General features: G+C 71.8%; 16 protein-coding genes. 8 read left to right on the top strand and 8 right to left on the bottom strand.

Going from position 1 to position 15304, the window contains the following annotated elements:
* Positions 1 to 250 precede the first annotated feature (250 nt).
* Positions 251 to 1234, bottom strand: a complete 984-nt coding sequence (locus QRN49_RS17440) for an aldo/keto reductase (RefSeq protein ID WP_284756914.1) — start codon at positions 1232 to 1234, stop codon at positions 251 to 253.
* Positions 1235 to 1325: 91 nt separating this feature from the next.
* On the opposite strand from QRN49_RS17440, the gene QRN49_RS17445 reads away from it, so the two are divergent.
* Positions 1326 to 1745, top strand: a complete 420-nt coding sequence (locus QRN49_RS17445; RefSeq protein WP_181440506.1) for a MerR family transcriptional regulator — start codon at positions 1326 to 1328, stop codon at positions 1743 to 1745.
* Here the strand turns inward: QRN49_RS17445 and QRN49_RS17450 are convergent.
* On the bottom strand, positions 1702 to 2874 hold the full coding sequence (locus QRN49_RS17450; protein ID WP_284756917.1) for an acyltransferase family protein: 1173 nt from the start codon (positions 2872 to 2874) through the stop codon (positions 1702 to 1704). The two genes, QRN49_RS17445 and QRN49_RS17450, sit on opposite strands and share 44 nt — an antisense overlap.
* Positions 2875 to 2991: 117 nt before the next feature.
* On the opposite strand from QRN49_RS17450, the gene QRN49_RS17455 reads away from it, so the two are divergent.
* The 6 genes from QRN49_RS17455 to QRN49_RS17480 all read left to right on the top strand — a co-directional run bounded on the left by QRN49_RS17455 (position 2992) and on the right by QRN49_RS17480 (position 7214).
* Complete coding sequence (locus QRN49_RS17455) at positions 2992 to 3726, top strand: response regulator transcription factor (protein ID WP_284756919.1); 735 nt, start codon at positions 2992 to 2994, stop codon at positions 3724 to 3726.
* Positions 3675 to 4838, top strand: coding sequence for a sensor histidine kinase (locus QRN49_RS17460; protein WP_284756921.1), 1164 nt, complete (start codon positions 3675 to 3677; stop codon positions 4836 to 4838). Before QRN49_RS17455 ends, QRN49_RS17460 begins: the two co-directional genes overlap by 52 nt.
* Positions 4839 to 4848: 10 nt before the next feature.
* Positions 4849 to 5091: a hypothetical protein gene (locus tag QRN49_RS17465; RefSeq protein WP_194653868.1), complete on the top strand. Its 243-nt coding sequence runs from the start codon at positions 4849 to 4851 to the stop codon at positions 5089 to 5091.
* 28 nt (positions 5092 to 5119) lie between these two features.
* A complete protein-coding gene (locus QRN49_RS17470) occupies positions 5120 to 5920 on the top strand; it encodes a hypothetical protein (RefSeq protein ID WP_284756924.1) in 801 nt (266 codons plus the stop codon).
* Positions 5921 to 6018: 98 nt separating this feature from the next.
* Complete coding sequence (locus QRN49_RS17475; protein WP_284756926.1) at positions 6019 to 6684, top strand: hypothetical protein; 666 nt, start codon at positions 6019 to 6021, stop codon at positions 6682 to 6684.
* Between the two features lie 53 nt (positions 6685 to 6737).
* On the top strand, positions 6738 to 7214 hold the full coding sequence (locus tag QRN49_RS17480) for a hypothetical protein (protein WP_284756927.1): 477 nt from the start codon (positions 6738 to 6740) through the stop codon (positions 7212 to 7214).
* 144 nt (positions 7215 to 7358) lie between these two features.
* On the opposite strand, the gene QRN49_RS17485 is transcribed toward QRN49_RS17480, so the two are convergent.
* On the bottom strand, positions 7359 to 9530 hold the full coding sequence (locus QRN49_RS17485) for a phosphocholine-specific phospholipase C (RefSeq protein ID WP_284756929.1): 2172 nt from the start codon (positions 9528 to 9530) through the stop codon (positions 7359 to 7361).
* A 239-nt stretch (positions 9531 to 9769) separates the two neighbouring features.
* Between QRN49_RS17485 and QRN49_RS17490 the strand changes: the two genes are divergently transcribed.
* Positions 9770 to 10519, top strand: coding sequence for a GntR family transcriptional regulator (locus tag QRN49_RS17490; protein ID WP_284756931.1), 750 nt, complete (start codon positions 9770 to 9772; stop codon positions 10517 to 10519).
* Between the two features lie 84 nt (positions 10520 to 10603).
* On the opposite strand, the gene QRN49_RS17495 is transcribed toward QRN49_RS17490, so the two are convergent.
* The 5 genes from QRN49_RS17495 to QRN49_RS17515 all read right to left on the bottom strand — a co-directional run bounded on the left by QRN49_RS17495 (position 10604) and on the right by QRN49_RS17515 (position 15234).
* Positions 10604 to 11932: a nucleotide disphospho-sugar-binding domain-containing protein gene (locus QRN49_RS17495; protein WP_284756933.1), complete on the bottom strand. Its 1329-nt coding sequence runs from the start codon at positions 11930 to 11932 to the stop codon at positions 10604 to 10606.
* Between the two features lie 221 nt (positions 11933 to 12153).
* Complete coding sequence (locus QRN49_RS17500) at positions 12154 to 12906, bottom strand: ABC transporter permease (RefSeq protein ID WP_284756935.1); 753 nt, start codon at positions 12904 to 12906, stop codon at positions 12154 to 12156.
* Positions 12907 to 12950: 44 nt separating this feature from the next.
* Positions 12951 to 13721, bottom strand: coding sequence for a COG4705 family protein (locus QRN49_RS17505; protein WP_284756936.1), 771 nt, complete (start codon positions 13719 to 13721; stop codon positions 12951 to 12953).
* Positions 13718 to 14383, bottom strand: a complete 666-nt coding sequence (locus tag QRN49_RS17510; protein WP_284756937.1) for a DedA family protein — start codon at positions 14381 to 14383, stop codon at positions 13718 to 13720. Before QRN49_RS17510 ends, QRN49_RS17505 begins: the two co-directional genes overlap by 4 nt.
* 56 nt (positions 14384 to 14439) lie before the next feature.
* The gene (locus QRN49_RS17515) at positions 14440 to 15234 is read right to left on the bottom strand and encodes a COG4705 family protein (protein ID WP_284756939.1); all 795 of its coding nucleotides are present in this window, start codon (positions 15232 to 15234) and stop codon (positions 14440 to 14442) included.
* Positions 15235 to 15304 lie beyond the last annotated feature (70 nt).

The following is a 15304-nucleotide window of genomic DNA, read 5'->3' on the forward strand; positions in this document are numbered from 1 at the left end:
GCACCCCGGCCGCGTCAACAAGATCCCACCACTCGTCCACACCGCCAGCGTAGGAGCCGGCACGCGGAACCTCGAGACGCGGTGTCCGGCAGCGGATCGCTACCGGCCGCCGGAACGACGCGCTGCTCGGGCTCGCCGTCGCTCATTCACGCCGTGCACGCCACTCGGCGTCCTGCTGATCCTGCAGTGGGCTCCGGCCCGTGCTTCCGCGAGCGGCGAGGAAGACGAGCACGACGACGACAACCCTCGGTCAGCCGCGGTCTCGCGCCATCCCGACCTCGGTGTTGCGGGCGCCGACGACGACACCGTGCGGTGCGGCCGCCTCGATGCGATCCAGGTCGCCGGCGGTGAGCACCACGTCGGCAGCGGCGACGTTCTCCTCGACACGCGATGCCCTCGTGGTGCCGGGGATCGGCACGGTACCGGCCTGGATCAGCCACGCGAGGGCGAGCTGCGCCGTGGTGACGCCCTTCTCGTCTGCGATGACCTTGAGCGCGTCGACGATGCGGAGGTTCGCGTCGATGGCTTCGTCGGAGAACCGGGGGAGGTTCCGTCGGGCGTCGCCGGCGGGCAGGCCGTCCTTCCGGGTGATGTTGCCGGACAGGAACCCCCGACCGAGCGGCGAGAAGGGCACGAACCCGATGCCGAGCTCCCTGGCGGTGTCGAGGACGCCGTTGTGTTCGGCGTCACGCTCGAACAGGCTGTACTCCGACTGGATCGCGGTGATCGGGAACGTCGCGTGCGCACGGCGGAGGGTCTCGGCGGAGGTCTCCGAGACGCCGATGGCACGGGCCTTGCCCGCGGCGACCGCTTCACCCATCGCGCCGATGGTCTCCTCGATCGGCACGTTCGGGTCGGCGCGGTGCAGGTACCAGAGGTCGACGTGGTCGGTGCCGAGGTGGCTGAGGGAGCGGTCGATCGCGCGGCGTGCGTGCTCCGGGGACCCGTCGAGTCCGATCGGGGTGCCGTCGTCGGCGAAGTCGGTGGCGAACTTCGAGGCGACGACCACGCGGCCCCGGTCGGCGCCGAGGGCCCGGCCGAGCAGCTCTTCGTTCGCGAACGGCCCGTACGCCTCTGCCGTGTCGAACAGGGTGATCCCGGTGTCGAGTGCGCGGCGGATGGTATCGACGGACCCGGCTTCGGTGGCACCACCGTAGAAGGCGCTCATCCCCATGCACCCGAGCCCGAGTGCGGACGTGACGAGGCCTTGCGAGCCGAGGGGGAGTTGCTGCACGGGAGTTCTCCGTTCTTCTCCGGGGAGGACCCGGGCGAGGACGACGATCCACCCTGGTGCGCACACCATGTCAAGTGCGAGACTGCGCCCTGTGCTGCTTCCCGAGGTCCACGTCGTCGAACCGGTGACGATCGGCGTCGCGGCGGACGTGCTGGGCATCACCATCGACACGATCCGCTACTACGAGAAGGAAGGCATCGCGCCCGCGCCCGACCGTGGTCCGGATGGCTGGCGGCGGTACGACACGGCGGCGCTGCGCTGGCTCGCCGGGACGGTGATGCTCCGCGGTACGGGGATGAACGTGCAGGAGATGCGTGAGTACGCGGCCGCGTACCGAGCCGGTGCCGATGACGCCGAACGACTCGCGCTCCTCGAGCGCCACCACGCGGTCGTGCTGGAGCGACAGGGGGAACTGCTCCGTCACCTGGCCGCATTGGAACGGAAGATCGACGCCTACCGCCAGTCGATCACCGACGGGAACGTGCGACCGTCGGGCGGATCGGCTGCCTGAAGACCTCGTCCGGTCGCCGGGCCTCCGGCCCAGGCCGAACAGCGGGCCGCAGGCCGCGGAGCAGGAGTCGGCGGACCGGAACCTCGACCGCGTCGTGCAGGACGGTCGCGACGGCCATCGCGACCACCAACGCGAGCAGGGCCAGGAGTGTGCTGGTGACGGCTCCGGCGGCCGCGCCCCGGGGTCGGAAGGCCAGCACGGCGTCGATCGTCAGGAGATGGACGAGGTAGAACGCGAACGACCTGGTCCCCAGTCGCACCAGCAGTGGAGACGACAGACCGGTGGAGCGTCCTTCGGCGTCCGCCCTGGCGAGCGCGGGCAGCAGCAGGGAGAACCCCACGACCGTGCAACCGCTCAGTGCGAACCCCGAGCTGGGGTGCAGGTCTGCGGAGAGGAGTCCTGCGACCGTCAGCAGGACGGGGACCGCGAGTCGTGGTCCCCGCCAGGCGCCCGAGCGCACCAGGGCAGCGCTCAGGACGCCGAGCAGGAACTCCGGGAACCGTGCCGGTGGCCAGCTCGCCGGGACGGGAGAACCGGGCAGGTGCGGCACGAGCACCGGTGCGACCAGGACGAGGACGGCTGCGAGCACGGCGAGGGCCGTGAGCACGGCAGGGTGAGCGCGTCGGATCGGTCGGATGAGGAACGGGAACGTCAGGTAGAAGAACGCTTCGCAGGCGAGGGACCACGACACCGGGTTCCCGGCTTGCCACCACGGGGCGTGCCAGGCGTTGACGAGCAGGACGTTCGCCACGAGGGCTGCCGGCGACGCCGTCCGGATGCTCGGCATCAGTGTCGCTCCCACGACGATCGCGGCGAGGACGGCGACCAGGTGCAGCGGCCAGATCCGCGCGGCACGGCGGTACCAGAAGTGCAGTGCCGCTCGCAGTGGTCCTGCGCGCTCCCCGTCGGTGCGGTCCGACCAGGCCAGCACGAAGCCGGAGAGCATGAAGAACAGCGAGACGCCGGTGTCGCCGCTGCCGACCACGGTGCTCAGGGTGCTCTGCGCGTTCCCGTCGAAGTACCCGAGGTTCCGCACGTGGTAGGCGAAGACCCCGAACGCAGCGACCCAGCGCAGGCCGGTCAACGACGGCAGGACAGGGTTCTCGAGCGCGGGGTCGGTTCTGGACATGCCCACATCGGAACAGTCGGCACGTCAGCCGAGCGTCTGGTCGAGCGCATACGCTCCGCATACATCCGATCTGCTGTGCTGACCGGGTCCGGATCGGCCGGGGCAGCGAGGAGCGACGTGCGGGTACTGGTGGTGGAGGACGAGCCGTTCCTGGCGGAGGCGATCCGCGCGGGCCTGCGGCTCGAAGCGATCGCCGCCGACACGGTGGGCGAGGGCTTCGCCGCGCTCGATCAGCTGGCCGTCCACGCGTACGACGTGGTCGTGCTCGACCGGGACATCCCCGGTCTGCACGGCGACGAGGTCTGTGCCCGGATCGTTGCTGATCCGGAAGCGCCGAGCGTCCTCATGTTGACGGCGTCGACGACACTCGCGGAGCGGGTCCACGGCCTCCAGCTCGGGGCCGACGACTACCTGGGGAAGCCCTTCGACTTCGAGGAGCTCGTGGCACGGCTCCGCGCGCTCAACCGGCGAGCACGTCGCGCGGTCACCCCGGTCCTCGAGACGGCTGGCCTCCGGCTCGACCCCTTCCGACGCGAGGCCTACCGCGACGGTCGCTACCTGCGCCTGGGGCGGAAGGAGTTCGCGGTCCTCGAGGTCCTGCTGCGAGCCGACGGTGGCGTCGTGAGTGCCGAGCAGCTGCTCGAGCAGGTGTGGGACGAGCACGCTGACCCGTTCACCAACGCGGTCCGGCTGACCATCTCGACCCTGCGGAAGAAGCTCGGCAGTCCCGACGCCATCCGGACGCTGCCCGGTGTCGGGTACGCGATCGCACAGGGTCCTGTCCGCGAGGGTCACGACGCATGGGGATCCCTGCGCTGCACCGTCCGTCGATCCGGGCGCGGCTCACCCTGACCTACACGGCCCTGATCCTGCTCACCGGCGCCGTCATGCTCGCGGTCGTCTTCGCAGTCCTCGCCATCGTCCCCGGCTACGCGTTCACGGCAGGCCCGTTCCCCTACGGGTCGACGCACGACGTGTACGAGATCACCGGCCGCGACGACGTCCTCCGCCTCTTCGTCATCGTCTCGATCCCGGCGCTGCTCGTGGTCGGGGGCATCGGTGGTGTCGTCAGCTGGCTCGTCGCGGGCAGACTCCTCCGCCCGCTGCGCGACATCATCACGACCGCCGACCGGCTCGGTGCCGGGACGCTGGACGCCCGGGTGGACGTCTCTGGTCCACCGGACGAGATCCGCGACGTCGGTGCGACGCTGAACCGGATGCTCGGCCGCCTGGAGACCGCCTTCGTCAGTCGGTCGCGGTTCGCGGCGAACGCCTCGCACGAACTCCGGACCCCGCTCGCCACGATGAAGACGATGCTCCAGGTCGCCCTCCGCACACCCGACGGGCCGGACCGGACGCAGACCCTCGAACGGCTGCTCGTCACCACGGACCAGATGATCCGGATGACGACGGCGCTGCTCGACCTGGCACGGGGGGACGAACCCATCGACGCGCGCCCGGTGTCGCTCCGCGACGAGGTCGCGGCCGCGCTGCTGGCAGTGGACGCGGAACGCCTCGCCCGGCGGATCGTCGTGTCGGTCCAACTCGACGACGTCGTCGTGCTGGGCAACCGACCGCTGCTCGGGCAACTCGTCGGCAACCTGATCCGGAACGCCGTGGTCCACAACGTCTCCGGCGGGAGCCTGCGGGTGGTCCTCGACGATCGGTCGTCCGAGCTCCGGGTCGAGAACGACGGCGAGGTGATCCCGGCCGACGAGGCGCACGAGCTGACGGAGCCGTTCCGCCGCCGCCACCGCACGCGGACGAACGGGAGCGGGCACGGACTCGGCCTGCCGCTCGTGGCGATGATCGCGACCGTGCACGGTGCGGAGCTGAGCCTGACGCCGCGCGCTGCCGGCGGGTTGACCGCTTCGGCCCGCTTTCCGGAACGGCAGCCACCAGATCCGGAAGGATCTGACCGATCGTCGCCCCGGGTCCTCGGCGATCACCCTGGCGTCCGGTAGCGTCAGCGCCATGACCGAGATGCAGCGACGCAGTCTGCTCGAACGGCTGATCGGCCGGCCCCTGCCGTGGCTCGTCTGGGTGTGGGCGGTCATCGCGCTGGTCTGGCTCGTCCTGGCCGTCGTCGAACCGTCCCGGTTCCACACGCAGATGGCGGTCATCTGGATCATCCTCGCCGCCGTGCAGATCGGCTCCGTGCTCGTTGCCCGTGCGCACAGCCGCAAGCGTGCTCGGGGCGCAAGCAGGGACTCGTGACCGCTCCAGGGCCGGGGCGACCAGTGCGATGAACCCGACCGAGGACGCCGACGCCGAACGGGCACGGTTGGAACGCATCGCCTGGGGAGCCGCGTCCACGTCGGCCGACGCGGCCGACGCGCGGAGTGCCCTCGCCGCCCGCTCCGGGCCCGATCCGCACAACGCCGATTCGCACGACGCCGACCCGCACCGCGTCGACAGCGCACCCGCAGCCGACGCGCACGGAACGCGAGCCGCCGACCGCGGAACGGATGCGGACGACCGCGGCAGGGGCCTCCTGGCCGGCGTCCGCCAGCGAGCCGGTCGCATCCGACGCTCCGGCCACCGCGTCCTCTGGACCCTCGGCGCAGCCGCTGTCGTGATCGGTTTCGTCGCGGGGACCGGGGTCGGACTGTCGCTGGGGGCGCGCCCCGTCGACCCCACGACCACCGTCACGCCGCCAGCCGGAACGGTGACGATCGACCGGCGGCTCGAGCAGCCGCAGACCGTCGCGGACCGGCCGCCAGCGGGGATCGCGACGCCGATGGAACCCTCGAGCACCCGTCTGGTGTTCACGAACCGATCGCTGTCGGGCGACGACGCGGCGACACCGTGGAACGTCTGGGCCGGGGTCGGTCGGGACGGTTCGACGATCTGCCTCGTCGCGTCGGCCGACCAGCTCGAGGGCACGAGCGCCTGCTGGCCGCGCGGGGCGGCGCTGCACGGACGGGTGTCGCTGTCGGCGACGGCGCTCAGCGGGACGCTGACGGTCCGTCTGGTCGGCGGCGGGGTGCGGGCATCGGTGACGACCGGCGCCGAACCGATGTACACCGCCGGTCCGGTCGGCTGATACGCGAGCCCGAGCGGCGCGCCGCTGCCGGGACCCGTAGGCTCCGATTCGGACCGACCGGTGCACGGGGCGCACGGCGGGATCCGAGGGGGAACCACATGTCCATCACATCCAGGATGACCACGGCGGGGACGGCGACCGTGATCGCCGTGCTCGCACTCTCCGGCTGCGCCGGGACCGGCACCACGGCACCGGGGACGGAGCGGGCCACACCGCGGTCGTCGGCACCGACACAAGCGCCGACCCAGGCACCGACGGAGACGCCGACCGCGCCGGCCACCGTCGACTCGGCCACGAAGGACCTCACGTTCGAAGACGGCGACGCGCTCTCGGCGAGCACGCTGCCCGCGTTCGGGCTCGAGGTCTCGGCACTCGACGGCTGGGAGCAGACCGGTGAGGACCCGACCACCGGGTCGCGTGAGTACACGAACGCCGACGGCTCCGTGGCGACCATCACGCAGCAGCGGCTGACCGACCTCGACCCGACGATCGGGGACCGTGCCGCCACCGAGCAGCTGTTCACGGCCGCGGGGCTGCCGGCCGACCGACTCGAGGAGCAGCTGCTGCCGACGATCACCGGCGGCACCGCGCAGTTCCTGTCGATCGCCGGGCACAACACGGACGGGTCGTGGTCGGCGACGGTCGCGCGCGCCTTCGCGAAGCCGGGAGCGGCGCTCATCGTGAAGGTCCGGACGACCTCACAGGATGCGCTCCGTCCCGACCTGCACGACATCCTGGTCAACGCGCAGGTGGTCGTCGCCTAGCGAGTCGAGCCGGTGCGTCGGGGCGCCGCGTCGGGTCTCTATGCTGAGTCCTCGTGCGCCGCTCCGTCCGTCTCCTGACCGTCCTCGTGATCGTCGCCCTGTTCGCCGTCGGGGTCCTGGCAGCGGTGGTCTTCATCCAGCGTGTGCTGGCGGATCCGGCAAGCGACGTCGCCTGGGTCGGCATCGTCCGGGCGATGGGGTTCATCGTCATCGGGGTCATGCTGACACTGCTCGGACGGCGAGGGCTGCCCGCGGCCGTCGACGCGATCAACCTGCTCGCCGACGCCGGTCCGGTGCGGCCGCTCACGGTCGTGGTGTGGGTCGTCCTCGGCGCCACCATCTACTCGATCCTGCGCGGCTGGACGGTGAACGTCCCCGTCGCGGCCGTCGTCGGTGCGATCGTGGTGGCGTTGCCGTTCGTCGAACGCCTCCTGGACGCGGCGCTGGCCCGGCAGGCTGCGCGAGCCGACGCCGACGCCGCGAGCCCGGTCACACCGGTGGCACCCGCCGGGACCGCCGCCGACGCGTGAGACGGCAAGCGAGACGGCACGCGGGACGGACGTGAGACGGTCACGAGACGAGACGGGAGGCCCGGTGCCAGCTGGCACCGGGCCTCCCGTTTCGTCGTCGACGCGGCCTGACCGCCCCTGCCGACCCACGTGGGTCGGCCCGCCTCAGCGCTCCGCGCGCCCGGCGAAGCGGTACCGGAACCCGGGCACACCGTCCGCGGTGACGACCACGTCGTAGTACCCCCACTCGTCGAGCGGCCAGTGCATCGTCTTGTGCCCGGAACCGCGGACGTGCGCGGTCTCGCGGTGCTCCACGAAGTCGTTGGCCACGAGCACGAAGCGGAGCTCTGCCCCGCCGGTGTTCTCGAGCAGGAGCTGCAGGGTGCGCCGACCGCGGGTGTCCCGGACGACCGAGACGTGCGGGACCCCGCCGGTCGACCGACCACCGACCGCGACGGTGCCGGCGAAGCGCCGGAGGAACCGGTCGGGTCCGTAGACGCTGACGTCGTAGGCGCCGTCGGTCGTCGTGGTGTCCCACGCCCAGTCGGCGGTCGCACCCACGGGGACGGTCTTCGGGTGCGCGGCGAACGGCATCGCGGTGTTCGGGTACACGAGGAAGTTGACCCCCTGGCGACCGTCGTTCGCGAGCGTCACGGTGACCCGACCGGTGCTCCGGTCGACGGTCGCGTCCGCGTGCTGCCGGTAGGGCAGGCTCCGACGGCGGACGGTGCCGGGCTCCTGGACGGGCACGGTCTGCGCGCCGATCGCGGGTTCCTCGATGGGCGGCTTCGCCTGGTCGGCGTCGGCGGCCGCGACCAGCGCGCGGGTCTGCTCGATGCCGGGGACCACGTCGGCGCCGGGGATGCTCGCGTCGGGGGTGCTGAAGTCGAAGCAGCTCGTCAGGTCCCCGGAGACGGTCCGTCGCCAGTCGGAGATGTTCGGCTCGCGGACGCCCGTGACGTGTTCGAGGAACTGGATCACGGACGTGTGGTCCGCCACCTGCGAGTTGACCCACCCGCCACGGCTCCACGGGGACACCACGGTCATCGGCACGCGGGCGCCCATGCCGATGGGCAGGCCGTCGACGTACTCGTCGGGGGTGCCGGGTTCGGCGAACGGGGGGACGACGTGGTCGAAGTACCCGTCGTTCTCGTCGTAGTTGACGAGCAGGACGGTGGAGGCCCAGGTGTCCGGGTTGCTGAAGAGCGCCTGCACCACGGCGTTCGTGTAGTGGGCGCCGTAGTCCGGGCTGGCGGCCGGGTGTTCGCTCCAGCCGTAGGGGGCGACGACGTACGACACGGTCGGCAGGCTGTTGGTCGCGCAGTCCTGCCCGAACTGGCTGAGCAGGTGGGTGACGTCGAGGCCCTTGCCGGAGTTCGGCTTCCACCCGTCGTGCAGCCCGGCACGCGCGGCGAGTTCCTGCTGGGCGGGGTCGGAGGACGCGAGCGCGCGGTGGTACTGCTCGAACAGCCAGAGCGGGTTGTCGCCGTAGTCGCCGACGTACGGGTCGGCGGAGCTGTCGCCGACCTCGTCGTTGGCGTAGGTCTTCCAGGTGACCCCGGCCGCCTGCAGTCGTTCGGCGTAGGTGGTCCAGGCGAACACCGGTTCGTAGTCCGCCGGGTTGTCGGTCGCCGGTCCGCCCTGGGCGCCGCGGGGGTCGATGGTGCCGGACCACTGGTACAGGCGGTTCGGCGTCGTCGGACCGTTGAGCGAGCAGTGGTAGTCGTCACAGACCGTGAACGCTCCGGCGAGTGCGCGCTGGTACGGGATGTCCTCGCTCGTGAAGTAGCCCATCGTCTGGGCGCTCTTCGCGTCGACCCACCGGTTCCAGGCCCCGCCGTTCCACGCGGTGTGCCCACCGCCCCAGGAGTGGTCGAGGCCGTCGGCGTTCTGCGCGTTGAACCGGGTGGTGTCGAGCCGGAACGGCAGCATCGCGCCTCCGTCGGTGCGGGCCGCCGCCGGCTGGTGGAAGACGTCGTGTCCGGTCGGCAGCTCGAGCGCCTGCTTGTCCGAGAACCCGCGGACCCCGGGCATCGTGCCGTAGTAGTGGTCGAACGACCGGTTCTCCTGCATGAGCACGACGACGTGCTTCACGTCGGCGATCGTGCCGGTGGGGACGGCACGGGCGGTCGCGGCGCTGGCGCGGTCGGCCGCGCCCGGTCCGAACGCGGACCCTGCCGCGACGCCGGCCATGATCGCTGCTGCGCCGCCGACCAGGACCGTCCGGCGGCTCAGGCCGGGGCGGACCGCTGCGGTGTACGCCGCGTCCGGGGTCAGCGGTGGTGCGGCGTCCAGGCTGACGTCGGGTGCGCCGTGTTCGGGCTTCCTCGTGCTCATCGCAGGCCTTCCAGGTCGTGGGAGTGCGGGCGCTGCGGGGGAGGAGCGCCCGTCAGCATGACAACGAGGTGCGCTGAACCGTGCCTTGCCCGGCCGTGGCGGCGGGGTGAACGCGTCCGGTGGAGTCGGGATCGACCTGTCCAGGTGCGCCGTGGCTCGGCCCTGCGGTTCCGGTGTCGATCCCAGGAGGACTCCCACACACCTGGACAGCTCGAGCCGCGGCGGGGGAGGATCACCGGGTGCGACCACTGTTCCGCGACATCGCCGAGGACCTCGCCGACCGGGTGCTCCGCGGTGAGTTCGACGCCACGGGCGTCCTGCCGGCCGAGCACGACCTGGCGGCCGACTACGCCGTCGCGCGGGGCACCGTGCGGAACGCGCTCGAGATGCTCCGCGAGCGGCAGGTCCTGACGGCACGTGCCGGCTCCCGCTGGCGCGTGCGCACCACGACGCTCGGTCACGACGCGGGTGTGCTCGAGTCCTTCGGTCAACTGGCCAGGGCCCGGGGGCACGAGCCCGGCGGGCGGGTCGTGGCGGTCGAGGAACGGCCGGCCACCGTGCGCGAGCGGCGCCTGTTCCGCGCCGCGCACGACGAGCCCGTCCTGCACGTCGTGCGGGTGCGCTCCCTCGACGGTGTCGACGTCATGCTCGAGCGCACCGCCTACGCGCCGTGGGTCGCCGCCGTCATCCGGACGATCCCCGGCGGGCAGACGTCGGTGTCGGCGACCCTGGAGGACCGGTTCGGCATCCGGGTCGGTGCCGCCGTCACCACCGTGGACGCGCTGCTGGCCGACGACGCCGACGCCGCGCTCCTCGGGGTCCGGCCCGGCGCGGCGCTCCTGCAGGTGCGCCGGTCCAGCACCGCCGAGGACGGCCGCCCGCTCGAGGCGGGCGACGACCGGTACGTCGCCGGGACCGTGCCGCTCCGGATCCGGACGGCGTCCGCGACGGCACCGCGGACCGGCACCGGGCACGACGACCCGGGATGAGCCGGACGGGAGGCCCGGTGCCAGCTGGCACCGGGCCTCCCGTCCGTCTCATCTCGACCCCACGACGTGGGCCGGCAGGCGGGGTCAGCGTCGCGGGGTGCCGTCCGCGGCGACGGCCGCCGCCAGCCCGGCCTCGATGTCGTCGACGGGGTCCGGCAGGGCCGCGATCGACGCCGCGACCTGACGGCTGCGGGCGCGGTGGGTCGGCGTCGCCAGGACCTCGCGGACCGCCCGACGGATCGCCGCCGGTCGTGGCGTCCCGGAACGCAGGTTCTGCCCGCACCCGGCCCACGCGACCCGGGTGGCGACCTCCGGCTTGTCCTCGGTCGACCCGGCGACCACGAGCGGCACGCCGTGTGCGAGGGCACGCTGCACGCCGCCGAACCCGCCGTTCGTGACGACGACGCTGCACCGCGGCAGGAGCTGGTCGTAGGGCAGGAAGGTCGCCACCCGGGCGTTGGCGGGCAGTGCCGTGCCGAGCGCGCGGAGAACCTGGTCGACGGGGCGGCCACCGGTGGTCGCGACGACGAGGACGTCCTCGTCCGCCAGGGCGCGGAGCGTCGGCGCGATGAGCCGGCCGAGGTCGACGGTGTCGATCGTGCCCTGGGTCACGAGCACCACCGGGGTGTCGGTGTCCAGGTCGTCCCACCACGCGGGCAGGTCGGCCCCGGGCGTCGGTGCCGCGCGGGCCCCGACCGGACCGAGGAACCGGACCGAGTCGGGGAGCTCCCGGCGCGGGTACTCGAGCTCCGCGACGCTCAGCTGGAACAGGGTGTCGAACGCGCGGTACGCGAAGTCGAAGGTGTCGATCGTCGACGGCGGTGCCCCCACCTCGGCGAGCACGGCGTCCACCGCTCGACGCAGCGGCCGGGTGAGCAGGGGGTGGATCGCGGCGGTGAGCAGTCGGTTGCGCGCGCGAGCCACCGGCCCGCGTCCCGGGGAGAGCGCAGTGCCGAAGGGTGCCGCGTCGACGCTGGTGAGCGTCACCGGGGTGGTCGCGATCCCGAGCACGGGCAGACGCTCCGCGGACGGCAGGGCCAGGTACGGCGCGAGCCCGGTGAACGACGCCTCGCCGAGCACCGCGTCGAAGCGCCCCGCTGACAGCAGCGCCGTCAGCGCGCGGTACTGGGACGGGATCGCGCGGACGAACATGGCGATGATGCCCTCGCGGACGACGGCGATCCCGCGTGCCGCACTGGCGTCGGCGAGCCGCTCCTGCAGATCGGCGTCGTCGAAGTCGACGTCGGCGGGCAGCGGCACGAACCGGAGCCCGGCGCCGACGACGAGCTCGCGGTACTTGGACCCCGTCAGCACGGTGATCTCGTGGCCGCGTTCGGCGAGGTCGCGGCCCACGTCGACGAGCGGCGCGAGGTGGCCGTAGACGGGCGGGGCGCAGAGCAGGTACGAGGACACGGGGGCCGCTTCCGTCGGGGGATGGCCGGACGTTCGGAGCGTAGGCGCGGCGAGCAGGCGCGTGGCGCGGCACGGACTGGGAGTGGGTGAGAGTCCTCGAGCACACGACGGCACACACGTCGGCGCCTGGCTCACGTACTGCGTCCGCAGTAGTCGGGGCGCTCCCGCTGCAGTACCGCTCGCGCTCCGGATCGGCGCACGCTGCCGGCCTCGCGAAGCGGTCAGCGGGTCGTCTCGACGGCCGGCCTGGTCCGTACCGGGGCGAGCCAACGGGTCAGCAGCACGGCGGTGATGCTGCCGGTCGCCATGATCGCGGCGAGCACCACGATCTGGAAGCGCCCGGCCTCGAGCGGGGACACGCCACCGAACACGGCCCCCACGAATGCGCCGGGCAGGGTGACGAGCCCGGTCGTCCTCGTCTGGTCGACCGTCGGCACCAGGGCGGCACTCACGGCGCGTCGGACCAGGTCCGCGGTGGCGCGGCCGGGTGTCGCTCCGAGCGCGAGCCACCCCTCGATCTCGTCCCACCGATCGTCGACGAGTTCGCGGAAGCGACGACCGGCGATGGTCGCGATCGACATCGCGTTGCCGATGACGATGCCGCCGAGCGCGAGTGCGTAGCGGGGCGAGAGTGCGATGGCTCCGCTCCCGAAGACGACGACCGCGCTGACCAGGATGCCGGACGCCATGGCTCCGGCGACCGGCAGCACCATCGTCCGGAGGTCCCCGAGCCGACGGGCCGACGTGCACGTCGCCACGATGAACATCACCCCGAGCGCAAGACTGATCAGGACGGGCGATCGGATGACACCGGTGAGCACGAGGCTGACGGCAGCGAGTTGCAGGACACCTCGCGCGATCGCCGCTGCCGGAGCCCAGGGTGCCGACGCGCGAGCAGCGAGCAGGACGACGGTCGCCGTCGCGACGAGCGCAAGGACGCCGAGCACCGTGCGCACCAGGACGTCTTCGGTCATGTCAGCTGCTCGGTCATCTGGTGCACTGTACGGCCGGAACGGTGTCAGCCGTCAGACGCCGTGCGTGGACCGGAGCGTCGGCGGTCGCTCGTGATCGCGATGACGACGAGGATCGCGAGCAACGCGATCACGCTGACCATGCCGGCGCCGTAGCCGAGTCCACCTCGGAGCGGGGAGACGGCCAGCCAGTCCGCGACCGATGCGCCGAGCGGTCTGGTCAGGACGTACGCGGTCCAGAACGCCGCGACCGGGCCGAGGGTCCTCGTCCGCCGCAGCACGACGACCACCGCCATCCCGCCCAGGAAGACGCCGGCACCGAGCAGGTACCCGAGGTGCAGCGTCGAGGCGATGAGGTCACCCGCCGCAGTGCCCATGGCGAACGTCACGATCACGGTTGCCCAGTAGAACTCCTGACGTCGGGTGGTGGTGACGGTGTGCACGTCGAGGGTCCCCTCGGTTCGTCGCCACGCGGCGAACACGATGACGAGGACTGCGAGGAACACCGGTGTGGAGACGAGGTAGGGAATCCCTGCCACCACGTGCGCGACATCGGCGATCATGGTGCCGAAGACTGCGACCATCGCCACCGCCGACCAGTACTTCCACGGCGAGAAGCGGCGAGACCGGAACTGGACAGCGAGCACCACGACGAACACGACCCCGGTGATCAGGACCGTGGGGGCCGGGGCGAAGCGGGTCACGAGCCGATCCGACAGCGCCTCACCCATCCCCGTGGTGAGGATCTTGATCACCCAGAACGACCCGGACGGTTCGGCGACCCGGTTCGGGAGTGTCCGGGTGCCGGTCACGCTCATCGGTCGCTCGCCACGGGCTGCTCGTCCGGGCGGCTCCGGTCGGTCCGGCTGCGCGCTCGCTTCCGGACCACCCCGATCAGGATGGGCAGGATCGAGACGATGACGACGACGATCATGAGGACGTCGATGTTGTGCGCCACGAACGGGATCCCGCCGAGCAGCACCCCGACCACCGTGAGTCCGCAGGCCCAGCCCACCGCACCGACGACGTTCCACAGGATGAACCTGCGGTAGTGCATGTCCGCTGTTCCCGCCGCGACCGGGACGTAGGTCCGGACCACCGGAACGAACCGACCGAGGACCAGGGAGAGCCCGCCCCACCTGGTGAAGAACGCTTCGGCCTCGTCCAACCGAGCGGTCGTGAGTACCCGTGCACCCGCACGGAAGAGCCGGCGGCCGAAGCGTCGACCGGCCCAGTAGCCGACCTGGTCCCCGGCGACGGCAGCGATCGACGCGACGACCGCGACCTGCCATGGCGCGATGCCCAGTGCAGCACTCGTGATCGCTGCGGTGACCAGGAGCGAATCACCGGGCAGGAACGGGAACAGCACCCCGGACTCGATGAAGATGAGGACTGCGATCCCCGCAAGGACGGCGGGGCCGAACGCGTGCAGGACGGATCCGGCGTCGAACAGGTGGACGGCGAGCGGGACGGTGAGCATCGTGGCCTTTCCGGCTGGGTGCGGGCGAAGTGGACTCGGTCAGCGGGACCGGGCGATCACGACGACAGCTGCTCGTGGGCGCCGGTCCGCACGCGTTCGTGGAGGCCGACGGAGATCCATGCGATGAGCGCTGCGATGACGGCGAGGAAGACGATGCTCGTGGTGATGGTCCCGATGCCGAGCCCGCCGTCGTGTGTCGGCTGGGAGAGCAGGTCCCCGGTCGACGCACCGAGCGGACGGGTGAGGATGTACGCGATCCAGAAGCAGGTGACGGCACCGCGACGGCCGATGAACCAGACGGCCGTGACCGCGGCGATCGCTGCGGCGAACAACAGCAGGGACGGCAGGTAGCCGAGGCCGGTCTGCTCGGCGATGAGGTCACCGGCCGCGGTGCCGAGCGCGAAGGTGAACAGGATCGCCAGCCAGTAGAACGCTTCCCGCCTGGTGGTGTCGATCTCGTGGATCGAGAGCGTGCGCTCGGTCCGGTACCAGGCGATGAACACCACGGCGAGAGCGACCGCGAACACGGTCGTGCTCACACCCAGTGGAACGCCGAGCCCGTCGGTGAGGTTGTCGGTGATGCAGGTCCCGACGATGCTGATCAGCACGACCGTGACCCAGTAGGTGACCGGCCGGTAGGCCCGCGTCCGGAACTGCAGCACCAGGAACACGACGAGCACTGCGGCCATCACGGCCGTCGTCAGCGGGAGACCGAACCCGAGGGTGTCGCTGAGCAGATCGGCTGCGGTTTCACCGACGGTCGTGGCGAGGACCTTGATGATCCAGAACGACGGGGTCGGGTCGGGGACCTTGTTGCGCAGCGGGCGGGGCCTGGCGGTCAGATGGGTCATGGCGTGCTCCTCGTCGTGCCGTGGGCCTGCTGCCCGGTTCGGTTTGACGACGGTACGAAGGGGCCTGCAA

Source organism: Curtobacterium sp. ME-Dv--P-122a (genome assembly GCF_030209645.1).
GTDB lineage: Bacteria > Actinomycetota > Actinomycetes > Actinomycetales > Microbacteriaceae > Curtobacterium > Curtobacterium flaccumfaciens.

Excerpts from the sequence above, each read along its gene's own strand:
- QRN49_RS17475 (WP_284756926.1), top strand. The coding sequence starts at position 6,019 with ATGTCCATCACATCCAGGATGACCACGGCGGGGACGGCGACCGTGATC.
- QRN49_RS17485 (WP_284756929.1), bottom strand. The coding sequence starts at position 9,530 with ATGAGCACGAGGAAGCCCGAACACGGCGCACCCGACGTCAGCCTGGAC.
- QRN49_RS17450 (WP_284756917.1), bottom strand. The coding sequence starts at position 2,874 with ATGTCCAGAACCGACCCCGCGCTCGAGAACCCTGTCCTGCCGTCGTTG.
- QRN49_RS17510 (WP_284756937.1), bottom strand. The coding sequence starts at position 14,383 with ATGCTCACCGTCCCGCTCGCCGTCCACCTGTTCGACGCCGGATCCGTC.
- QRN49_RS17470 (WP_284756924.1), top strand. The coding sequence starts at position 5,120 with ATGAACCCGACCGAGGACGCCGACGCCGAACGGGCACGGTTGGAACGC.
- QRN49_RS17465 (WP_194653868.1), top strand. The coding sequence starts at position 4,849 with ATGACCGAGATGCAGCGACGCAGTCTGCTCGAACGGCTGATCGGCCGG.
- QRN49_RS17500 (WP_284756935.1), bottom strand. The coding sequence starts at position 12,906 with ATGACCGAAGACGTCCTGGTGCGCACGGTGCTCGGCGTCCTTGCGCTC.
- QRN49_RS17515 (WP_284756939.1), bottom strand. The coding sequence starts at position 15,234 with ATGACCCATCTGACCGCCAGGCCCCGCCCGCTGCGCAACAAGGTCCCC.
- QRN49_RS17505 (WP_284756936.1), bottom strand. The coding sequence starts at position 13,721 with ATGAGCGTGACCGGCACCCGGACACTCCCGAACCGGGTCGCCGAACCG.
- QRN49_RS17460 (WP_284756921.1), top strand. The coding sequence starts at position 3,675 with ATGGGGATCCCTGCGCTGCACCGTCCGTCGATCCGGGCGCGGCTCACC.